The organism is Reichenbachiella versicolor, assembly GCF_003171675.1.
GTDB lineage: Bacteria > Bacteroidota > Bacteroidia > Cytophagales > Cyclobacteriaceae > Reichenbachiella > Reichenbachiella versicolor.
In genome coordinates this window covers 111,205-129,497 of record NZ_QFZQ01000009.1, presented here as the reverse complement: position 1 = coordinate 129,497, position 18,293 = coordinate 111,205, and the positions used below count along the sequence as shown (strand labels likewise).

Genomic DNA, 18,293 nt, shown 5'->3' with positions numbered 1-18,293 from the left:
TGTGAACGGCAAACTGTTAGAGGAATAGTATGCTGTTCATTTGAGTGATTTTACTACTTGGGATCAACTAGAGTACGCAGAAGAACACGTTGTTTTTCCAGATAATGTAGGACTCTATCTGACCATAGATGAGACTACATGGATCCCTAAAAATTGGAGCGATTAAAACTAAAGATAAACGCTTAAATTTAGGGAAATGAAAAAGAGCAGATTTACCGAACCACAGATCATCAAAATCTTATCAGAACAAGAATCAGGTAGGACAGTTGCTGAAATTTGTCGTACTCATGGAGTGAGTCTGCCGACTTATTATAGCTGGAAGAGTAAGTACATAGGCATGCAAGCTAATCAGCTGAAGAAAATGAAAGAACTTGAGTCTGAATTGAATCAGATCAAGCGAATGTATGCGGATCTGGCCTTAGAGGATAATGCACTCAAAAACCTGATAGAAAAAAAGCTCTAAGGCCTGCTATTAAACGAGAAGCTGTTGGATACTTGGTCAAAGCAGAGGGGCTGAGTATCAGGCAGGCCTGCTCTGCAATCAAACTAAGCACATCGGTGTACTTGATTATCGTTTTAAGACAAAAACTGAGGATGCTCAAATCATCAGTAATTTGGAACAATTAGCCGAACGATATCCCACCTATGGTTTTCGCAAAATGTATCACATGCTTCGAGCAGATGGCTATAGATGGAATCACAAACGAGTACGAAGAGTTTACCTGATGATGGGTCTGAACTTGCGGAGAAGGCAAAAAAGGAGGCTTCCTGCCAGAGTGAAAGCACCACACATCATACCAGTCAAAACAAACATCACTTGGAGTATGGATTTTCTGCATGACTCATTGATCAACGGCATACAGTTCAGAACATTCAATGTCATTGACGACCACAACAGAGAAGCTTTGATGATCACCATTGATACGTCAATCAGTGCTCATTGAGTGGTGCGAGAACTGACTAGGTTGATTGAATGGAGAGGTAAACTAAAAGTCATTCGTATTGATAATGGACCAGAATTCACTTCAGCTACATTCGAGACTTGAGCTAGAAAGCATCGTATCAAAACTCTGTTTCATACAGCCAGGCAAACCCACTCAAAACAGCTTGATAGAACGGTTCAATGGCAACTACAGAAAAGAAGTCTTATCAGCCCATTTATTCACAGATCTCAATGAAGTCAGAGATGAAACGCAGAAATGGGTATGGACTTATAACAATATAAGACCTCATCAATCATTGGGAAACAAACCACCAGTTCGGTTCGCTAAACAGCAAGCACCAAGCTTAGAAATTGATCAACATTTATTAGAACAAACTATGTTTACTAACGGTGAAGTTTAGGGGATTCTTACACTTATATCTAAAATTCACTTTAGAAAACTCAAAGGAATTAGTGTTGATGAGTAGGAAATTTCTCATCTTTTTTGCTTGTTTTTCAAAAGAAGGGAAGGATTTCCCAACATTTTCTCAACTTATCTGAGAAAAAACTGAGACGATTCTATATTAAAAAATTGGTTTCAATCTAAAATTCTTTGTACAAGCAACAACGGTAATTATAAACTTCAAACATTACATGTAAAGTGCGTGGCTTTATTGGAGGTAAGAAAGTAAATAAGAGGCTAAACGACGAATTTCTGATGAAATTAAGAATTTAGTCATTTTACGGGTCGAAAGATCCGTTTCGACCCGTTTTTAGATAGCCTATCAGACAGTCATTTGTTCTTCATAAACCGATTCTCCAATTAGGCTAAACTGGAGCAGTTCGTAGATTTTTGCTTCAAGCACTTTAGGATCAGGAAACAAAGAAAGGCTGTAATACCAATTAGGACGGCTACCAATGGTAAAAACACCCAGTCCTGGCCTATTACTGTGATCAGTTACTTTCACCTGTCTGTCCGCATAAATTACTTGCACCTCAGCATAAGTATCAGACCATTTTCGTCGTTTTCCCTTGTAAAAGAAGACATGAGTGCCCGGTTGAGCATTTGCGTCGTAAATTGCTTCAAGGCTCGCCCTGTCCCTTAGCACTTCCAGTTTCTCTGTATTATTCATAATATTAGCTTTTGAAAAAAATATCACCTACTCGTAAGGCTTTTCGGTTTCCGCCTTTTGCACTTTAATATTAGATTCTGTGTTTTTTGGAAACCAAATAGATGTATGAATGTACCCACTTGATGTGTGGGAAGCGGAGGTTATTGTATGAGTGGTTTTATTAGAGGTGAAGTCGAAATGAGTAGTGAAGCGGCTGAAATCCAATAAAAAGCTTTTTAAGGCCATTTTATTGCGAATCGTTTTAATTTAGTCCCCTAAATAACTTCAAGAAATCCTTTGTAAGTGCCTGCTAATGTAAAACTTCCTCTTGCTATACTGTTGATTGTATCAACTTTTAATCTGCTAGCACAGTCTCAATTTACTGATAGCCATTTTAGCTTCTTTGAGATAGCGTATTTAGATACGAGCAATGAACTTTCTATTCAAGAAATAATTGATAGACCTGAAAGCTCTACTGATAAAAAAATTACTTTAACAGAAGTCAAAAGCGATTGTTGGATAAGAATTAAACTAAAAACCTTAGAGAACGGCACGTCTAAGTATCTTCTAGAAGTAGGTGAGCCTGCTTTAAAACACATCGATTTTTATTCTGTAAAAAACAGAACTGTTCAAGAACATTTTCAATCAGGCATTAGCATTCCTTTTGAAGATCGACAGGAGCAATATAGAAATCATGTATTCCCTATTACTAGCCAAGATTCGACCCTTCAAGTGTATTATCTATACATCACTACGAATGGTAATCGGAGTATTTCGCCTCTGAGCTTTCAGACTGAGGAAGAGTACCAAAAGAAAAACTTGATTCAAACATTAGAGCTTGGGGTTGGTATAGGTTTGTTATTTATTGTTTGCCTCATCTCCATTGTACTTTTTGTTCTTTTCAAAAAGAAAATATACTTGCTCTACTTCTTCCACTTAGCATTCGTGATTCTATTTATTTTGAGTAGAAGTGGTTTAGGGTTTCTCTACTTATGGGCCTGCAATCCTGATTGGAATCCGTTCATGATGAGGATGAGTTTGTATGGGCTTATCGCATTCATATCACTCTTCACCATTTATTTTTTACGAGTACGCACTTTTAGTAAAGTCTTAACCTCTCTGCTCTATGCAGATGCACTACTACACGTATTTCTCATTTTGGCTGTTTTTTTAGGAATAGATCTTGCGAACCTACCCAAGGTGCCTTTTTCAAGTTTTTTACACACGACACTTTTGATTACGGTAGGTGTCTTTGCTATGCGAGCAAACCTAAAACAAGCAGGTTTTTATACTGTAGGTATTGTGCTTTTCTCTCTGATTGGAATCATCCACATACTAGCCTTATATGGAGTTACACCAGTGTTTTTTTCTAAATTCATTGTATTGCGATTCGCATGGTATGTTGAAGTTTTTTTCCTAACCATCGGTGTTGCGTACAACTTCAAAAGAGTAATCCTTGAAAACAAACAACTACTCGCTACGAATAGATTGACAGAGTATCAACTGCGTAATGCAAAAGGCACCATAGATAAAGTCGAGCAAGAAATAGAGAAGAGGGATAGAAAACTGCTATCCTCCAATATGGAAGTGACTAAGAGAATAGATGAGCTGACTACCATTAAGGATGAAGTGGAAGATGTAAAAGTTAGAAAAAAGCTTGATCAACTAATTACTAATCAATACTCCGAGAACTCAGGATCTAATTGGGAAGACTTCAAATTACTTTTTGAGCAGATACACCCTTCCTTTTTTGAAAGGATCAATAATGAATATCCGAAACTCACTCAAAGTGACTTAAGGTTTGTTGCGTATGTCAAGATGGGGTTAAGCTCTAAGGAAATAGCCAGTTTATTGAATGTACAAGTAGATAGTCTTAAAAATACGCGCTATCGAATACGAAAGAAGATAGGGCTTGACCCTTCCGTAAAAGTGAATGATTTCTTTCTTAGATATTAAGGTAGAAATAAGTTCACAAAATCAAATCACCTTCTTTTTTGAAATTTTTAGGCAATTCAAAAACATGAACTGCCCACGCCGTTCGGCAGCAACGAAAACAGCTGTTGTTTTTGTAGCCTCACGCAGCGGCAAGGAAAACGACGGTCATTTTTCGTCCCTCAGCCGTCCGCAAGAAAAATGACGGCTGATTTTAGAGCCTCACTCGTCCGCAAGAAAAACGACGGTCGTTTTCTGAGCCTCATCCGTCCGCAGCAAAAACGACGGTCGTTTTTCGTCCCTCAGTCAGCGGCAGGAAAAATGACGCCCGTTTTCGTTGCCGCCGAGCTGCGAGAAGCATTAAAATCGTTTATTGACTAGATATCCAGTTTATTGATTCTTGTCGACCTTTTGTCGACTCTACCCTACTCCCCTTAATTACAAGCTTTAGATAATATTGGCATTTGATTTTTTCTGCTAGAAACCACATGCTACATAAGTCCAAACTTGTTGAACGTCTCTTTCTGATTATTTTTTTAATTGGCATAGTACGTTTTGCGAATGGCCAACCAGGATCCCTCACCTATTCTACCAATTCAGATATATCTACTCGCAATGGCGGTAGCAACTTCAATATCTCTGGTCAAGCAACAGACCCACGTTGCGTACAGATAAGTCCTGATGGGACCCGCGTATTTGTTGCTAATATAAGTCCAGATAGAGTTTTTCAATACAACTTGAGTATCCCGCATGACATTACATCAGCTTCCTATTCAGGTTCATCACTCGACACCAGCCCTCAAGGAGGCGAACCACACGGTATAAGTTTTTCGAAAGATGGCACTTATATGTATTTGGGTAGAAGTAATAAAGCGATAACCTATACGCTTTCTACTCCATTTGAAATTTCCTCCGCCTCTTTTTCCAGTGCAAATAATATGGATCATCTGACGCTTCCATCTGCTGACACAAGAGGTGTAGCGATCTCCAATGACGGAAGAAAAATATTTATTGCAAACTCGAATGAGGAAATTCGCCAATATAATTTAGGCACAGCTTATGACTTAACTACAGCAAGTGACCCCGGCAGATATATAGATGTATTGACTATCGATTCAGACATCAATACCCTTGAAAGTGTAACATTCAATTCAGATGGTTCTAAATTTTTCTTCACCGAAAGAACGAAAGATAGGTTACGCGCTGTAGGTGTTGGAACAAGGTTTAGATTATCAACAACTGGAGGAGGGTTCAATAATTTGGGTAGTATCGATGTCGGAAGTCAAGACAGTGGGCCAAGAGGAGTAGCCGTAAGTGGGAATGGTACTAGGCTTTATATGGTCGGATCTGATAATAGCCCTTCTCGCATCTATCAATATAATTTGACTAATGAAGTTTTTCAAGAGTCATCAGCTAATGACGGAAGTATACAGGGTGAATTAATCATTAATTTGGTAGGAGATAGATTTGTTGGTAATACATCGACCGTAGAAAGCAATTTATCAATAGACAATCTTCCCGCTGGTTTAGGTATCGATGTAGCATTTTCCAACAATAGAACTACTGCTATCATTACTTTGACTGGAAATGCTACATTAAATGATGATGTTCATAGTGTTTCAGATCTACGGGTTACATTCAGTAATGGCGCATTTACAAATTTGAATACCTCCTCCATTAGTAACTCCACCAATTTCAATACTGGGTTAAGTCTCGATTTCATCGGGCCTCCCATATTTACGAGTGGAAACACAGCCAGCGGGCCCGAAAACAGTACAAGTGACGTACTTGACATACAAGCGAATAATGGTGATGGAGGGAGTAACGATTCTAATGTAAACTATTCCATCACAGGAGGGCAAGATCAATCATTTTTCTCCATCAATTCGGGCAATGGGAGACTGAGGTTCAGTACTGCTCGAGATTTTGAAAACCCACAGGACGTAGGAAGCGACAATACGTACAGGGTGCGGGTCACTGCCACTGATAAATCGGGATTAACAACGGAACAGTTGATCACAGTCACAGTCACGGATGTCAATGAGGCCCCTATCATTACTAGTGCCAACTCGGCAAATTTTACAGAAAATGGTACGGGAACAGTTCTCAATGTACAGGCTAATGATGGCGATGGAGGGGCAGCAGATGCTAATGTAACGTACTCCATCACTGGCGGGGCAGATGCCTCCTTGTTTGGTATTAATGCTGCAAATGGCTTGCTAACCTTCAATAATGAACCAGATTTTGAAAATCCGACAGACAGCGATTTTGATAATGATTACCTATTGCAAGTAACCGCTACGGATGCAGTCGGAGGAGCTACTGTCTCTCAAACGATAACCGTCACTGTGACCAATGATACTGGGGAGCCGTTACCTACCCAGCCTCCTGGTGCTACAAACATATACTTCGATGGAGTAGACGACGCAATTACTATTCCTGCAAGTACTGATTTTGATGTAAACAATGAAGTTACCTATTCGATGTGGGTAAAAGTTACCAACCCAGATGCTAATGGAGGATTGTTATTCAGGAGATCGGGTGGTAGTATCGATGATAAACGTGTTCGTGTAAATGCAAATAGAACGGTTCAGTTCTTTTTGTTTCCCGCAACAGTTGGCGTCAATTTCACAACTGTAGACCAAATCCCGTTGAACGAATGGACGCACATTGCTTGTACATATCAAAGGAATGCAACTGCCAAAATTTATTTTGATGGAGTAGAAGTGGCATCTGTGATCACTTCAAATACAGCCGTTGGAAATGCCGGTACTACAGGCAGTTTACAAATAGGAGCCCCTAATTTTTTCGACGGTCAGCTAGATGAATTTAAGATTTTCAATACATCTCATACACCAGTCCAAATCCAGTCGGACATGGCAAGCACCAATCCTAACGAATCTGACTTGGTGGCTTATTGGAATTTTGATGATGACCAGACTATCGGCGTTCAAACCACTGTTGAAGATATCGTAAATGGCAATAACGGAACATTTATTGGGTCACCTCTTTGGGTCTCTCGGGTCAGGAATACATTAGACGACACCAATCCAGGATCACTGCGATATGCACTTATTCAAGCTAATTCTGATACAGACAAAGACTATATTGATTTTAGTATTTCTGGTGCTGGGGTACAAACAATCGCGCCTACATCTGCCCTGCCAACTATTTCACAAGAAGTAATCATAGACGGGTATTCTCAAATAGGCGCTACAAGAAACACTTTATCAGCAGGAAATGATGCGGTGTTGAATATCCAATTGGATGGATCAAGTGCAGGTTCAGTAAATGGTTTGAACATTACAGCTGCTAGTGAAATTTATGGATTGATTATCCATGGTTTTGCCAATGCAGGAATTGCACTAAATGGCAATGGCAGTACCGTGAGAGGTGTCAAAATTGGTGAAAACGCAGTAGGTGGTTCATCGCCTAATACCACAGGTATTCAAATAATAGGTAGTAATTCCACTTTAGGAGGCATTAATGTAGCGGAATCGAATGTGATCGTAAACAATACCACAGGAATTTCCCTAAATACTGGAACAACTTCTATTGGAAATAGCATAAGGGGAAATAGTATTTCAGGGAATACAATAGGTATTGATTTAGGAGCATCAGGTGCGGATACCAATGACATCAACGATGTAGACATGGGAAACAATGATTTACAAAACTTCCCTGCTATCTCAAGCGCTGTAATCAATGGAGCAAATTTAGAGTTTGACTTTTTGGTAGACGCTGCTACAGGTAATAGTGATTACGATTTGTTAGTTGATTTATACAAATCAGATGGATCTCGCCAAGGACAAGAGTATTTAACCACTATAACTTATCCTGCTGCTAGTGCTCAAAATACTTTCTCAAGTACGCTTGCTTTAGGATCTGTAGTAAGGGGAGATCACATAGTCGCGACTGCTACGGATGCAAGCGGCAATACGTCAGAGTTTTCAGAAGATATATTTGTCCGTCAGATTGCCAACTTCACTATCGATGCGATTTCGAACGCGAATGTTAATGAAAACACAACCTATACTTCGGTAACACCGAGCTTATCCGGCGACACCCCTATGGGAATAGTGACTTACACGCTTAGTGGGACAGACGCAGCGGACTTTACCATCAACAGTGCCACTGGAGTCGTCAGCATGGTAGCTAGAAACTTTGAAAATCCAGCAGACGATGATACCGACAATATCTACGAGCTTACGATTACTGCTACTGATAGTGACGGAAATGATGACTCAGAAGCCTGGACGGTAACTGTTAATGACCTTACGGAATCGGCTACTTTCACTATCGATGCCATTGCAAATACGAACGTCAATGAAAACAATGCTTACACTTCGATAACTCCTAACATCACAGGAACACCAATCGGAACAGTGACTTACACACTTGGTGGAACTGATGCGACTGACTTTACTATCAACAGTACAACGGGAGTCGTCAGCATGGTTGCTAGAGACTTTGAAAATCCGGTAGACGCCAACACTAACAATGTCTATGAAGTAACGATTACTGCTACAGACAGTGACGGGAATGATGACTCGGAAGCGTGGACGGTAACTGTTAATGACCTTACGGAATCGGCTACTTTCACCATAGATGCCATTGCAAATACGAACGTCAATGAAAATAATACTTACACTTCAGTGACGCCTAATATAACTGGTACACCGATAGGAACTGTCTCCTACTCTCTCGGTGGGACTGATGCAGCGGACTTTACTATCAACAGTACAACGGGAGTAGTCAGCATGGTAGCTAGAGACTTTGAAAATCCGGTAGACGCCAACACTAACAATGTCTATGAGCTTACAATTACAGCTACTGATAGTGATGGAAATGATGATGTGGAAGCTTGGACGGTAACTGTTAACGACCTTACGGAATCAGCAACTTTCACTATTGATGCAATTTCTAATGCTAGCGTCGATGAAAATAATACTTACACTTCAGTGACGCCTAGTATAACTGGTACGCCGATCGGAACTGTCTCCTACTCTCTCAGTGGGACTGATGCGACTGACTTTACTATCAACAGTACAACAGGAGTCGTCAGCATGGTAGCTAGAGACTTTGAAAATCCAGTTGATGCCAACACTAACAATGTCTATGAAGTAACGATTACTGCTACAGACAGTGACGGGAATGATGACTCGGAAGCGTGGACGGTAACTGTTAACGACCTCACGGAATCAGCAACTTTTACCATCAATGCAATTGCTAATACGAACGTCAATGAAAACAATGCTTACACTTCGGTGACGCCTAGCATCACAGGGGCACCGATAGGAACAGTGACTTACTCTATCGGCGGAACAGATGCAGCGGACTTTACTATCAACAGTACAACGGGAGTAGTCAGCATGGTAGCTAGAGACTTTGAAAATCCAGTTGATGCCAACACTAACAATGTCTATGAATTAACAATTACTGCTACTGATAGTGACGGGAATGATGACACGGAAGCTTGGAAGGTAACTGTTAACGACCTTACGGAATCGGCAACTTTCACCATAGATGCCATTGCTAATGCCAGCGTCGATGAAAACAATGCTTACACTTCTGTAACTCCTAGCATCACTGGATTACCAATCGGAACAGTGACTTACACGCTTGGAGGGACTGATGCAGCGGACTTTACTATCAATAGCGCCACGGGAGTAGTCAGCATGGTAGCTAGAGACTTTGAAAATCCAGCTGATAATGATACGGACAATGTCTACGAATTAACCATTACGGCTACTGACAGTGACGGAAACGATGACACAGAAGCTTGGATAGTCACTGTTAACGACCTCACAGAATCAGCAACTTTCACTATCGATGCAATTGCTAATGCTATCGTCAATGAAAACAATGCTTACACTTCTGTAACTCCTAACATCACTGGATCACCGATCGGAACAGTGACTTACACGCTTGGCGGAACAGATGCAGCGGACTTTACTATCAATAGCGCCACTGGAGTAGTCAGCATGGTAGCTAGAGACTTTGAAAATCCTGCCGATGATGATACCGACAATATCTACGAGCTTACGATTACTGCTACTGATAGTGACGGGAATGATGACACGGAAGCGTGGATGGTAACTGTTAACGACCTTACGGAATCGGCTACTTTCACCATCGATGCCATTGCCAATACGAACGTCAATGAAAACAATACTTACACTTCTGTGACGCCTAGTATAACTGGAACACCGATTGGAACAGTGACTTACTCTCTTGGTGGGACTGATGCAGCGGACTTTACTATCAATAGCGCCACTGGAGTAGTCAGCATGGTAGCTAAAGACTTTGAAAATCCGGTAGACGCCAACACTAACAATGTTTATGAATTAACGATTACTGCTACCGACAGTGATGGAAATGATGACTCAGAAGCCTGGACGGTAACTGTTAACGACCTTACGGAATCGGCTACTTTCACCATCGATGCCATTGCCAATACGAACGTCAATGAAAACAATACTTACACTTCAGTGACGCCTAGTATAACTGGAACACCGATTGGAACAGTGACTTACTCTCTTGGCGGAACAGACGCAGCGGACTTTACCATTAATAGCGCCACTGGAGTTGTCAGTATGGTCGCTAGAGACTTTGAGAATCCAGTTGATGCAAACACTAACAATGTTTATGAAGTAACTATCACAGCTACAGACAGTGATGGAAATGATGACTCAGAAGCCTGGACGGTAACTGTTAACGACCTCACGGAATCAGCAACTTTCACAATTGATCCCATTGCAAATACGAACGTCAATGAAAATAATACTTACACTTCAGTGACTCCTAGTATAACTGGTACGCCGATTGGAACAGTGACTTACTCTCTCGGCGGAACAGATGCAGCGGACTTTACTATCAACAGTACAACAGGAGTCGTCAGCATGGTAGCTAGAGACTTTGAAAATCCAGTTGATGCCAACACTAACAATGTCTATGAAGTAACTATCACAGCTAGAGATGCAGACAACAATACCGCTTCTCATAATTGGACGGTTACTGTGAACAATATCAATGACGAAGTCTTCACTATTACAGGACAAAGGAATCTTGCCACAAACGAGGAAGTTCCTTTAAACATTACATTAGCAGACGTTTTAGTAAACGATCCTGATGGATTATTTCCTTTAAGTTTCACCTTAGTAGTAGAAGAAGGACCCAATTATTCTGTCCTAGGAAACACTATAACGCCAGATACCGACTTCAATGGACAATTGACCGTTCCTATTCTTGTCAATGATAGGAACAGTGAGCCTTTTAACCTAATTGTCAATGTCAACCCTATTAACGATTTACCCATATTCACGTCGTCTACGCCTTCTGAAAATTATCTTGAAAACAACCTGACTCCAATCTTCAATTTTGACGCCAATGATGGTGATGGAGGTGGAAATGACGACGTTACATATACTGTTCTTGGAGCTGACGCTAATTTTTTCACTATTTCAAAGACCGGAGAATTGAGTTTTGTTCAATCACCCGATTTTGAAGCCCCTACAGACGGCGATCTAGACAATGTTTATCAAATTATTGTAAGTGCATCTGATGGTATTGTATCTACTGATCTTAATGTAGTTGTTGAGGTTTTAGATGTAGACGATGATGGAGATATTGAAATAACTAAGATCAGTGACGATATAGACAACGTACTTATTACACCTGTAAACTCTGAAGTTGTCGATGTAGGTAGCACTACCATTAATATTGAGATAGAAACAATTTTTGAGATGAGGAATACTGGAGATGTTTCTATTGAAATTTATCAAGTCACCTTATCCGATAGTACCAATTTTGCGCTATTAAACATTCCTCCGAATATTCAGGTTGATGAATACGCTGAATTCACTGTGGAGCTATTAGCTAGTCAAACTGGCTTTTTTAATAGTACCGTAAGTATGAATACCTCTATTGGTGTAATCACTTTTGAGATAACAGGTGAAGTACGAGACCTACCCAAGATTGAAGTTAAAAATGTAGTTACTCCCAATGGAGATGGGAAACATGACTTTCTCAAAATCAAAAACATACTCTTATACGACAATACACTTGTGGAAATTTTTAACCGAAATGGAAACAAAGTGTTTAGCATCAAAGACTACAACAATCAAGAGCTAGTGTTCAGAGGTAGATCCAATCAAAGTAGCAATCGGGATTTAATTCAAGGGAATTATTTCTACATTGTACGTAGCAATAAAAAGAAAATAGGTTCGGGATTTTTATTCTTAAAACGTTAAAATCATGAGCCGAATTTCATTGACTATAGTATTATTAGTTTGTTTGATATCCTCTCTACACGCACAGGACGATCCACTCTATAGACTTTACCAGTTTAACAAACTAATGCTTAACCCGGCTTATGCTGGAATATACAATAACGTATCCGCTTCTTTTATGACCAGTGCGCAGTGGGTAGGTATTGAAGGAGCACCGGTTACCAATACTGCGACTGGACAAGCGGCTCTTAAAGATGGTGAAATGGGAGTTGGTCTTGTCATTATCAATGATCAAGTAGGAATAAGTAGTACGAACGAAGTACAGCTTTCTTCATCCTACAATATCAAAATGGAAGAATCAAAACTCGGGTTTGGATTACAAGGAAGTTTCGTCACGAATAGCTATGACCTTTCCAAACTTAATCTTGAGTTTGTAGATGATGAGTTGCTTACTACGGGATTGGAGAATACAACTACTCCTAATTTTGGAATTGGAGCGATGTTCATGAATTTGGACTATTATGTAGGTGCTTCCATACCGAGAATTTTAGAAGTTAGCATAGAAGATGGGTCGGCCAACAGTATTAGATACAATAGGCATTACTATTTAAATGCGGGGTATTATTTCAGGCATTTTAGCGAAACAGAATATAAAGTAGACGGATTAATCAAATTCGCAGATCAAAGCAGGCCTTCATTGGACCTTACGGGAAGTATCAATGTAGATGGTTTGGTGTGGTTTGGGCTCAGCATGCGTGACTTCGTGCATTATGGTACCTTTTTTTATTTTGAAATTGGTAAAAATTTGCGGATCGGTTATGCCTTCGAATTACCTACCAATGGGCTCATTGGACAAAACTATGGTACACATCAGGTAGGCATAATATTAGATAAATCACTGATCAAAAGTTATCGAAAAGATAAAAGACGGTTTTAGCACATCTCTAAAGAGTATTTAATTCTTCGATTGAAATATTTTCTATTCATTTTAGATGTTGGCCTACTTATTGTAAGTCCATGCAAAGAAGTCTAATTAATCTATCGGCCAGCCAGCCCTACTTCTGATCATCAGAAGTAGGGCGTTTTACAGTTAATTCAACAATTATAACTACCTCATTTTCTTACTTTGTTTTGATAAACTGTGTAGCGAATACAGCTTTAGTAGTATGAACTCTCATGATATAGTTATTCGGAAACAAATAACTGACATTGAATATTTGGGTAGTTCCAGGGAAGTAACCAACTACATTTCCAAATAAATCATGAATACTGATGAACTGAATGAACTTAGCTACTTTGGGTTCTTTATACCTCAGATACATAACTCCTGATGTAGGGTTAGGAGACAGGACAAAGAAATCAGAGAACTCTGGTAGCTCTTCTTCATCCTCTTTTTCTTTTACAGTAACTGTCTCTACATCCGTAATAACTGGAGGATTAAAGTCAAAATAGATTGAGGCTCCGTTATCAATCTCATCATTGAGAACAAGGTCCGATTTAGATTTGATCTTGAATAACACATACCCGTCATTATCTGCATCATTGAATGGAAGGTGTATATCATCGAAGATAAATTCAATCTCTTTCTCATTATGCACTTCTGTACGGTATGGGTGACTCGCATGTAATGGAACAAAGGTTGCGATATCTAGCTTGGTAGTATCAATGTCATCTGTAATTCTGATATTGATAGCATCCGCTGTACCTTCATTTTCAAAGCGTATCAGGTAATGTAAATAGTTACCTACATTCTTTGGCTCCAAAATCTCTCCTTCCAAACAAGTCTTATCATTAGGGTCGTAAGAGTTTACCACCGTCTGATTAAGAACAGCTACGTTGTTACTCGGGGAAGAATCATTATTAGCAGCCACCTTTGTTTCGAAAGCCAATATATCACCACCATTTACAGCAGGATTGTCCAAAGGTGTGTTGACCTGAAAAGTCAAGGTAATACTTCTCGATTCAAGTGGAGTTAAATCGCTAAATGACCAAGTGATCTTATCTCCAAATATCGCTGATGGGCCAGGGGAAGCTGAAGTATATTGTAAAACATCATTCATATAGGTGAATGTAACTGTTCCTGACTGAGTAGTAGTTCCTCTATTCTTATACGTGACTACATACTCTGCACTAAATCCAGGTCTTGCTTGATTAACTGGTACTATCATGATTTCTAAATCATTGAAAAAACCATTGGCAGAAACACAGAAATCTTTAGTAACACTTGGTCCATTCTGTGGAAAGCTAATGACTGCTGGAGGAAACGGAGAAGGGTCAATCTTAAAATACAAAGGATTTTGCAGATTGCTAAACATGAAGTAATCCCCCTCTTGAAGTGCTGCACTATACTCACCGGTATTGAGTGGAAAAACCTGCAGGATATCTCCTGTAGTTTGATTAGACAAGATGAATTGTGCATCTGTGAAACCTTTATCGTTCACATCACATCCATCATTATCCAGATCATAGCGTACTGTGCCAGTTACAGGGTAATAATCGGTACCACAGCTACTGCTTACTGTACATGCGGTATAGTTAGGATTGTTGAAACGATCTTGAATCTGTGGGATGTAAGCTGCATCTGCACAGATGAAATCCAAACTAGGACAAGACGCAAAATGCGGCTGATCTGCACGAAAATTAAGTCCTGTCAGTAATGCTCTAGTAATATTTGGATTATTAGAAAAATTAAGACTCTGTACACTCGTATTTCTAAGATCTAATGTCTCTAATTTATTATCACCGATACTTAGAAACCCAAGTTCATTGAGAGCAGAAAAATCTATACTAGTCAACTCATTACGATCAAGACGAAGTGTGCCTATTTTTGGGTTGTTTGATAAATCCAGAAACTCAAGATTGTTGTTCTCTGCATGAAATGTTGTCAACTGCGTATTCTGAGAAAGGTCTATCTCAGTTAACCCATTTCCTGCTATTCGTAATTGCTCTAGTTTAGTCAGCGGGGTAAGATCCAGTGGTTGTGACCAATTATTTATGTTGGAATAATTTATTGACAACCACCTTAACGCTGTATTATTAGAAAAGTCAAGGCCTTGTAGTCTGTCACATTCAATTCCTAAAGTGATCAAAGCGGTGTTATTAGACAAATCCAAATTCGTTACATCACAATAAACCACAAACAATCTTTCTAGTAGTGGGTTATTAGTAAAGTCGAGTTCTGTGGGGCCATCATATAGATAATTTCTACTCCGACCAATGGAAAGCTCTTTAAGCTTAGCATTATTCTCAACATTTAAACTTTTGATATTGCTATTAAAACTGATGTCCAACTTGACCAATTCTGTATTTCCAGAAAAGTCTGCATCAACGATATTATTCTTATCAAGATTGATTGTCTCTACATTGATAAAATATTCTATCCCTGTCAAATCACTGATACCTGAATTTCTCAAATTAAGGCTAGTCACCAGCTCCGCCTCTTGTTGAGTAATTTCAAGATCATTGTTAGTATCTATACCGCCAATGCTTAATAGTTTGTTTTTAAAGTTAGCATCAGGAAAGTTGATGACCTGTGCGTGAGTGAGTATACTCATTACGATGAGCATAGCTAATAGTGTAAACTTTTTCATGTTTGGTTTTTTATAGGTTCAACCTTTTAAAGCCTACTTACCTTTCTAATCCATCAATAGTTGATAACAATTGTATAGCTGATCAAAAAAGAAGTCAGGTTTAAATGGTCTCTAATAAATTAATTTCGAGTAAATGTATGACGGCATACCGGTGGAAGAAATGCCCAATTTGTATCCGTAAGGATAGAACCAATATCCGTTGAGATTGGAGGATTATTCGTTTTGAAGAAGGTTTGAGATTTATTGCAAATCTCAGATCAAGACAGGAAAAAAACTCTTTCAACAGGCTTCGGGTGGTACTAGTAGGCACCTTGATTTCCTGTATTCTTTAAGATGAATCTATGATTAATATAGACCGCTTCCCTATACCATCATAGGTAAAATGATTGATCCTCCCAAATCGTAAAGGCTCTGTAAGGTCCGCCGAGATAGGTTGCTAGTCCTGGGTTGTCTAATTGCTTCACGAGCTCCTTACTTGCACTTGGTAAATTGACCTGTTTCAACGCAGGTAGGTTGTTAAGAACTTTCACCTCAGACACTCCATTGTCAATCAAGTCCAGATAAACTAGATTTTGCAGGTGCTCCAACCCATCCAAATCCTTGAGTTCATTTAAGGATACGTCGAGCATCTTTAGATTCTGGAGTGATGCCAACCCTTTGAGCGTTCGAAGTTGATTGTTACTAAGGTCTAGCCTTTCAAGATTAGGCAATTGATCTAAAAAGTCAATCTCATGGTGATAGCCGGCTTGTAGTTTTAACACACGAAGACTATCCAACTTTCCTAAAACAAACTTGTGCTGATTTCTATCAAATACACCATCTATCAGTAACTCTTCCAGATTAGGAAACTGCTCTAGGCCTTGGATACGATAATCATCCTCATCAAGGTCTAATTCAAGTACTTTCAAAGTATCACTGCTGAGTTGATTGATGTCTATAGAATCTTCGCATTTGAAATACGCTAGTTTTTTAAAACAACTCAGGTCACTCATAAGAACACTTCCTTCTAATGCTAGGTGTTTCAATCGAATAAGTTGATCAATTCCTGTGAGCCTTATCGGGTTTACACGACCACAAATCTGTAGGTACTCCAGACCTTTGACTGCCTTGAGGTCTAAAGTGCTCCCTTTTTTCGATTTGATGTTCAGTCTCAACTTTTTCAAATGAGGTAGAGAGAGTATTAGCTGTGCTTTTTTCTCACTAATTGCGTTTTGTACCACTAGGGACTCAAGGGCTCCAAACTCACTGATACTACTCATCCCTTTTGGCTCATCGACCCAAAGAGCCAGTTTCTTCAATTGCTGTTTGAGAGGTAATAGTTTCTTTAAGTTTCTAAAGTATTTCCCTTGTGAGAAGGAATGCCCTTCATGTACCTCTACTCGTTCTAGTTGAGTGAAAGCGGGTAATTCTTCAGTCATAAATTGACATCCCTCCAGAGACAAAGAGCGTATTTGCTGAGCAATGGGTAAAAAATGTGAGAGGTCAACCTTCTGGTAATTAAAGACTAGCGAATCAAGTCGTGTGAAGTGTTTTAGAAAGGTAGTATTAGTCAACTTACTTCCTTCATGAAAGCTTAGCTCTTTGATACAATGAGCGATGGAAGCTAACTTTTGAAAATCAAAAGTCTTCGTGTGAAGGCCTTTCTTACGCTTTCGTGTTTTGCTGATTTCGCATACTTTCAGCTGATATGATATATTCGAATCCACCTCAGGAGGTTCCGTCACTTTCACTGTTGTCCCTGTATCTACTGCAAGTTTTTCCAATTGAGGAATCTGTTCGATTCCATGAAAACTCTCCAGAATACTGTTTTCTATATTTATGTTTTTGGTTGATCTAGTAATAGGCAGGAAGAAGATGAAGTCATCTAATTCCATATTTTTAAATCTCAGTGAATATAAGTTTCTACTAAGATCTGCTTTATGAACCTCATCATTGACATCATTGTGAATGTGTGTATTGGTTAGCGTAAGACTGTATAGTGCTGGGATCAGATTTACTTCATAGAAGTTTCTGATTTGACATGTGTCAAATTCTAAATGGGATAAATACTTGGCGAAAGGAAGTAGAGATCCTATATGCACGACCTCCATGTTTTTAAAATGAATGACTTTGAAATGCCCTCTAAGTGTATTCGCCGGACAGCATTGGAGATCACAGGTATCCGGAAGAGTTACTCCATCTAAAACTATATGAGTTAAGCACTTGAAACTAAGAAATGCTGAAACATCATCAACACGACAATTGATAAGTGTCAGTTTTTTCACCATGTTGAACACAGGAGCTAAGGCATCAAAACTCTCAAAGTGCAAATCCGACAAGGTCAGATAATCTAGCTTTCTAGCTGTGTGCCGATGACCGAAGCTCTTATATGAATTGGGTTGTTGTTTTTTGCTATTATGATTCTCCTCTTCCAGTTTTACCTGCAAAGCGTCCTCTATCTTTTTAAGAGCTTCAATAAGTGTATTTGAATTTGCTTCTGACATTTTTACAATATTGTGAGGACTTA

Annotated in this window: 8 protein-coding genes and 1 pseudogene; 6 read left to right on the top strand and 3 right to left on the bottom strand. The window is 39.4% G+C overall.

Annotation, left to right across the window (positions count from 1 at the left end; translation table 11 throughout):
• Nucleotides 1-40: 40 nt before the first annotated feature.
• Together DKG80_RS21405 and DKG80_RS17490 are read left to right on the top strand one after the other, a co-directional pair.
• Entirely contained in the window at nt 41-166 is a 126-nt protein-coding gene (locus DKG80_RS21405) for a hypothetical protein (RefSeq protein WP_262509900.1), read from the top strand.
• Nucleotides 167-196: 30 nt separating this feature from the next.
• Nucleotides 197-1,344: pseudogene (locus tag DKG80_RS17490) on the top strand (IS3 family transposase).
• Nucleotides 1,345-1,707: 363 nt separating this feature from the next.
• Here the strand turns inward: DKG80_RS17490 and DKG80_RS17485 are convergent.
• Nucleotides 1,708-2,055: a hypothetical protein gene (locus tag DKG80_RS17485; protein WP_109832670.1), complete on the bottom strand. Its 348-nt coding sequence runs from the start codon at nt 2,053-2,055 to the stop codon at nt 1,708-1,710.
• Between the two features lie 282 nt (nt 2,056-2,337).
• Here DKG80_RS17485 and DKG80_RS17480 point away from each other — a divergent pair, with 282 nt between their 5' ends.
• The 4 genes from DKG80_RS17480 to DKG80_RS17460 all read left to right on the top strand — a co-directional run bounded on the left by DKG80_RS17480 (nt 2,338) and on the right by DKG80_RS17460 (nt 13,134).
• Complete coding sequence (locus tag DKG80_RS17480) at nt 2,338-3,990, top strand: 7TM diverse intracellular signaling domain-containing protein (protein ID WP_109832669.1); 1,653 nt, start codon at nt 2,338-2,340, stop codon at nt 3,988-3,990.
• On the top strand, nt 3,968-4,171 hold the full coding sequence (locus DKG80_RS21320) for a hypothetical protein (RefSeq protein ID WP_109832668.1): 204 nt from the start codon (nt 3,968-3,970) through the stop codon (nt 4,169-4,171). The genes DKG80_RS17480 and DKG80_RS21320 overlap by 23 nt, the downstream gene beginning before the upstream one ends.
• A gap of 283 nt (nt 4,172-4,454) precedes the next feature.
• Nucleotides 4,455-12,218: a cadherin domain-containing protein gene (locus DKG80_RS17465; RefSeq protein WP_109832666.1), complete on the top strand. Its 7,764-nt coding sequence runs from the start codon at nt 4,455-4,457 to the stop codon at nt 12,216-12,218.
• A gap of 4 nt (nt 12,219-12,222) precedes the next feature.
• Nucleotides 12,223-13,134 (top strand): PorP/SprF family type IX secretion system membrane protein, encoded by a 912-nt coding sequence (locus DKG80_RS17460; RefSeq protein ID WP_109832665.1) that lies wholly within the window; start codon nt 12,223-12,225, stop codon nt 13,132-13,134.
• Nucleotides 13,135-13,318: 184 nt separating this feature from the next.
• Here the strand turns inward: DKG80_RS17460 and DKG80_RS17455 are convergent, their stop codons facing one another.
• Both DKG80_RS17455 and DKG80_RS17450 read right to left on the bottom strand, forming a co-directional pair.
• Nucleotides 13,319-15,787: a DUF7619 domain-containing protein gene (locus DKG80_RS17455; RefSeq protein ID WP_109832664.1), complete on the bottom strand. Its 2,469-nt coding sequence runs from the start codon at nt 15,785-15,787 to the stop codon at nt 13,319-13,321.
• Nucleotides 15,788-16,158: 371 nt separating this feature from the next.
• Nucleotides 16,159-18,270: a leucine-rich repeat domain-containing protein gene (locus tag DKG80_RS17450; protein WP_109832663.1), complete on the bottom strand. Its 2,112-nt coding sequence runs from the start codon at nt 18,268-18,270 to the stop codon at nt 16,159-16,161.
• Nucleotides 18,271-18,293 lie beyond the last annotated feature (23 nt).

Coding starts and splice junctions, on each gene's coding strand:
- DKG80_RS17465 (WP_109832666.1), top strand. CDS start 4,455: ATGCTACATAAGTCCAAACTTGTTGAACGTCTCTTTCTGATTATTTTT.
- DKG80_RS17485 (WP_109832670.1), bottom strand. CDS start 2,055: ATGAATAATACAGAGAAACTGGAAGTGCTAAGGGACAGGGCGAGCCTT.
- DKG80_RS17455 (WP_109832664.1), bottom strand. CDS start 15,787: ATGAAAAAGTTTACACTATTAGCTATGCTCATCGTAATGAGTATACTC.
- DKG80_RS21320 (WP_109832668.1), top strand. CDS start 3,968: ATGATTTCTTTCTTAGATATTAAGGTAGAAATAAGTTCACAAAATCAA.
- DKG80_RS17450 (WP_109832663.1), bottom strand. CDS start 18,270: ATGTCAGAAGCAAATTCAAATACACTTATTGAAGCTCTTAAAAAGATA.
- DKG80_RS17460 (WP_109832665.1), top strand. CDS start 12,223: ATGAGCCGAATTTCATTGACTATAGTATTATTAGTTTGTTTGATATCC.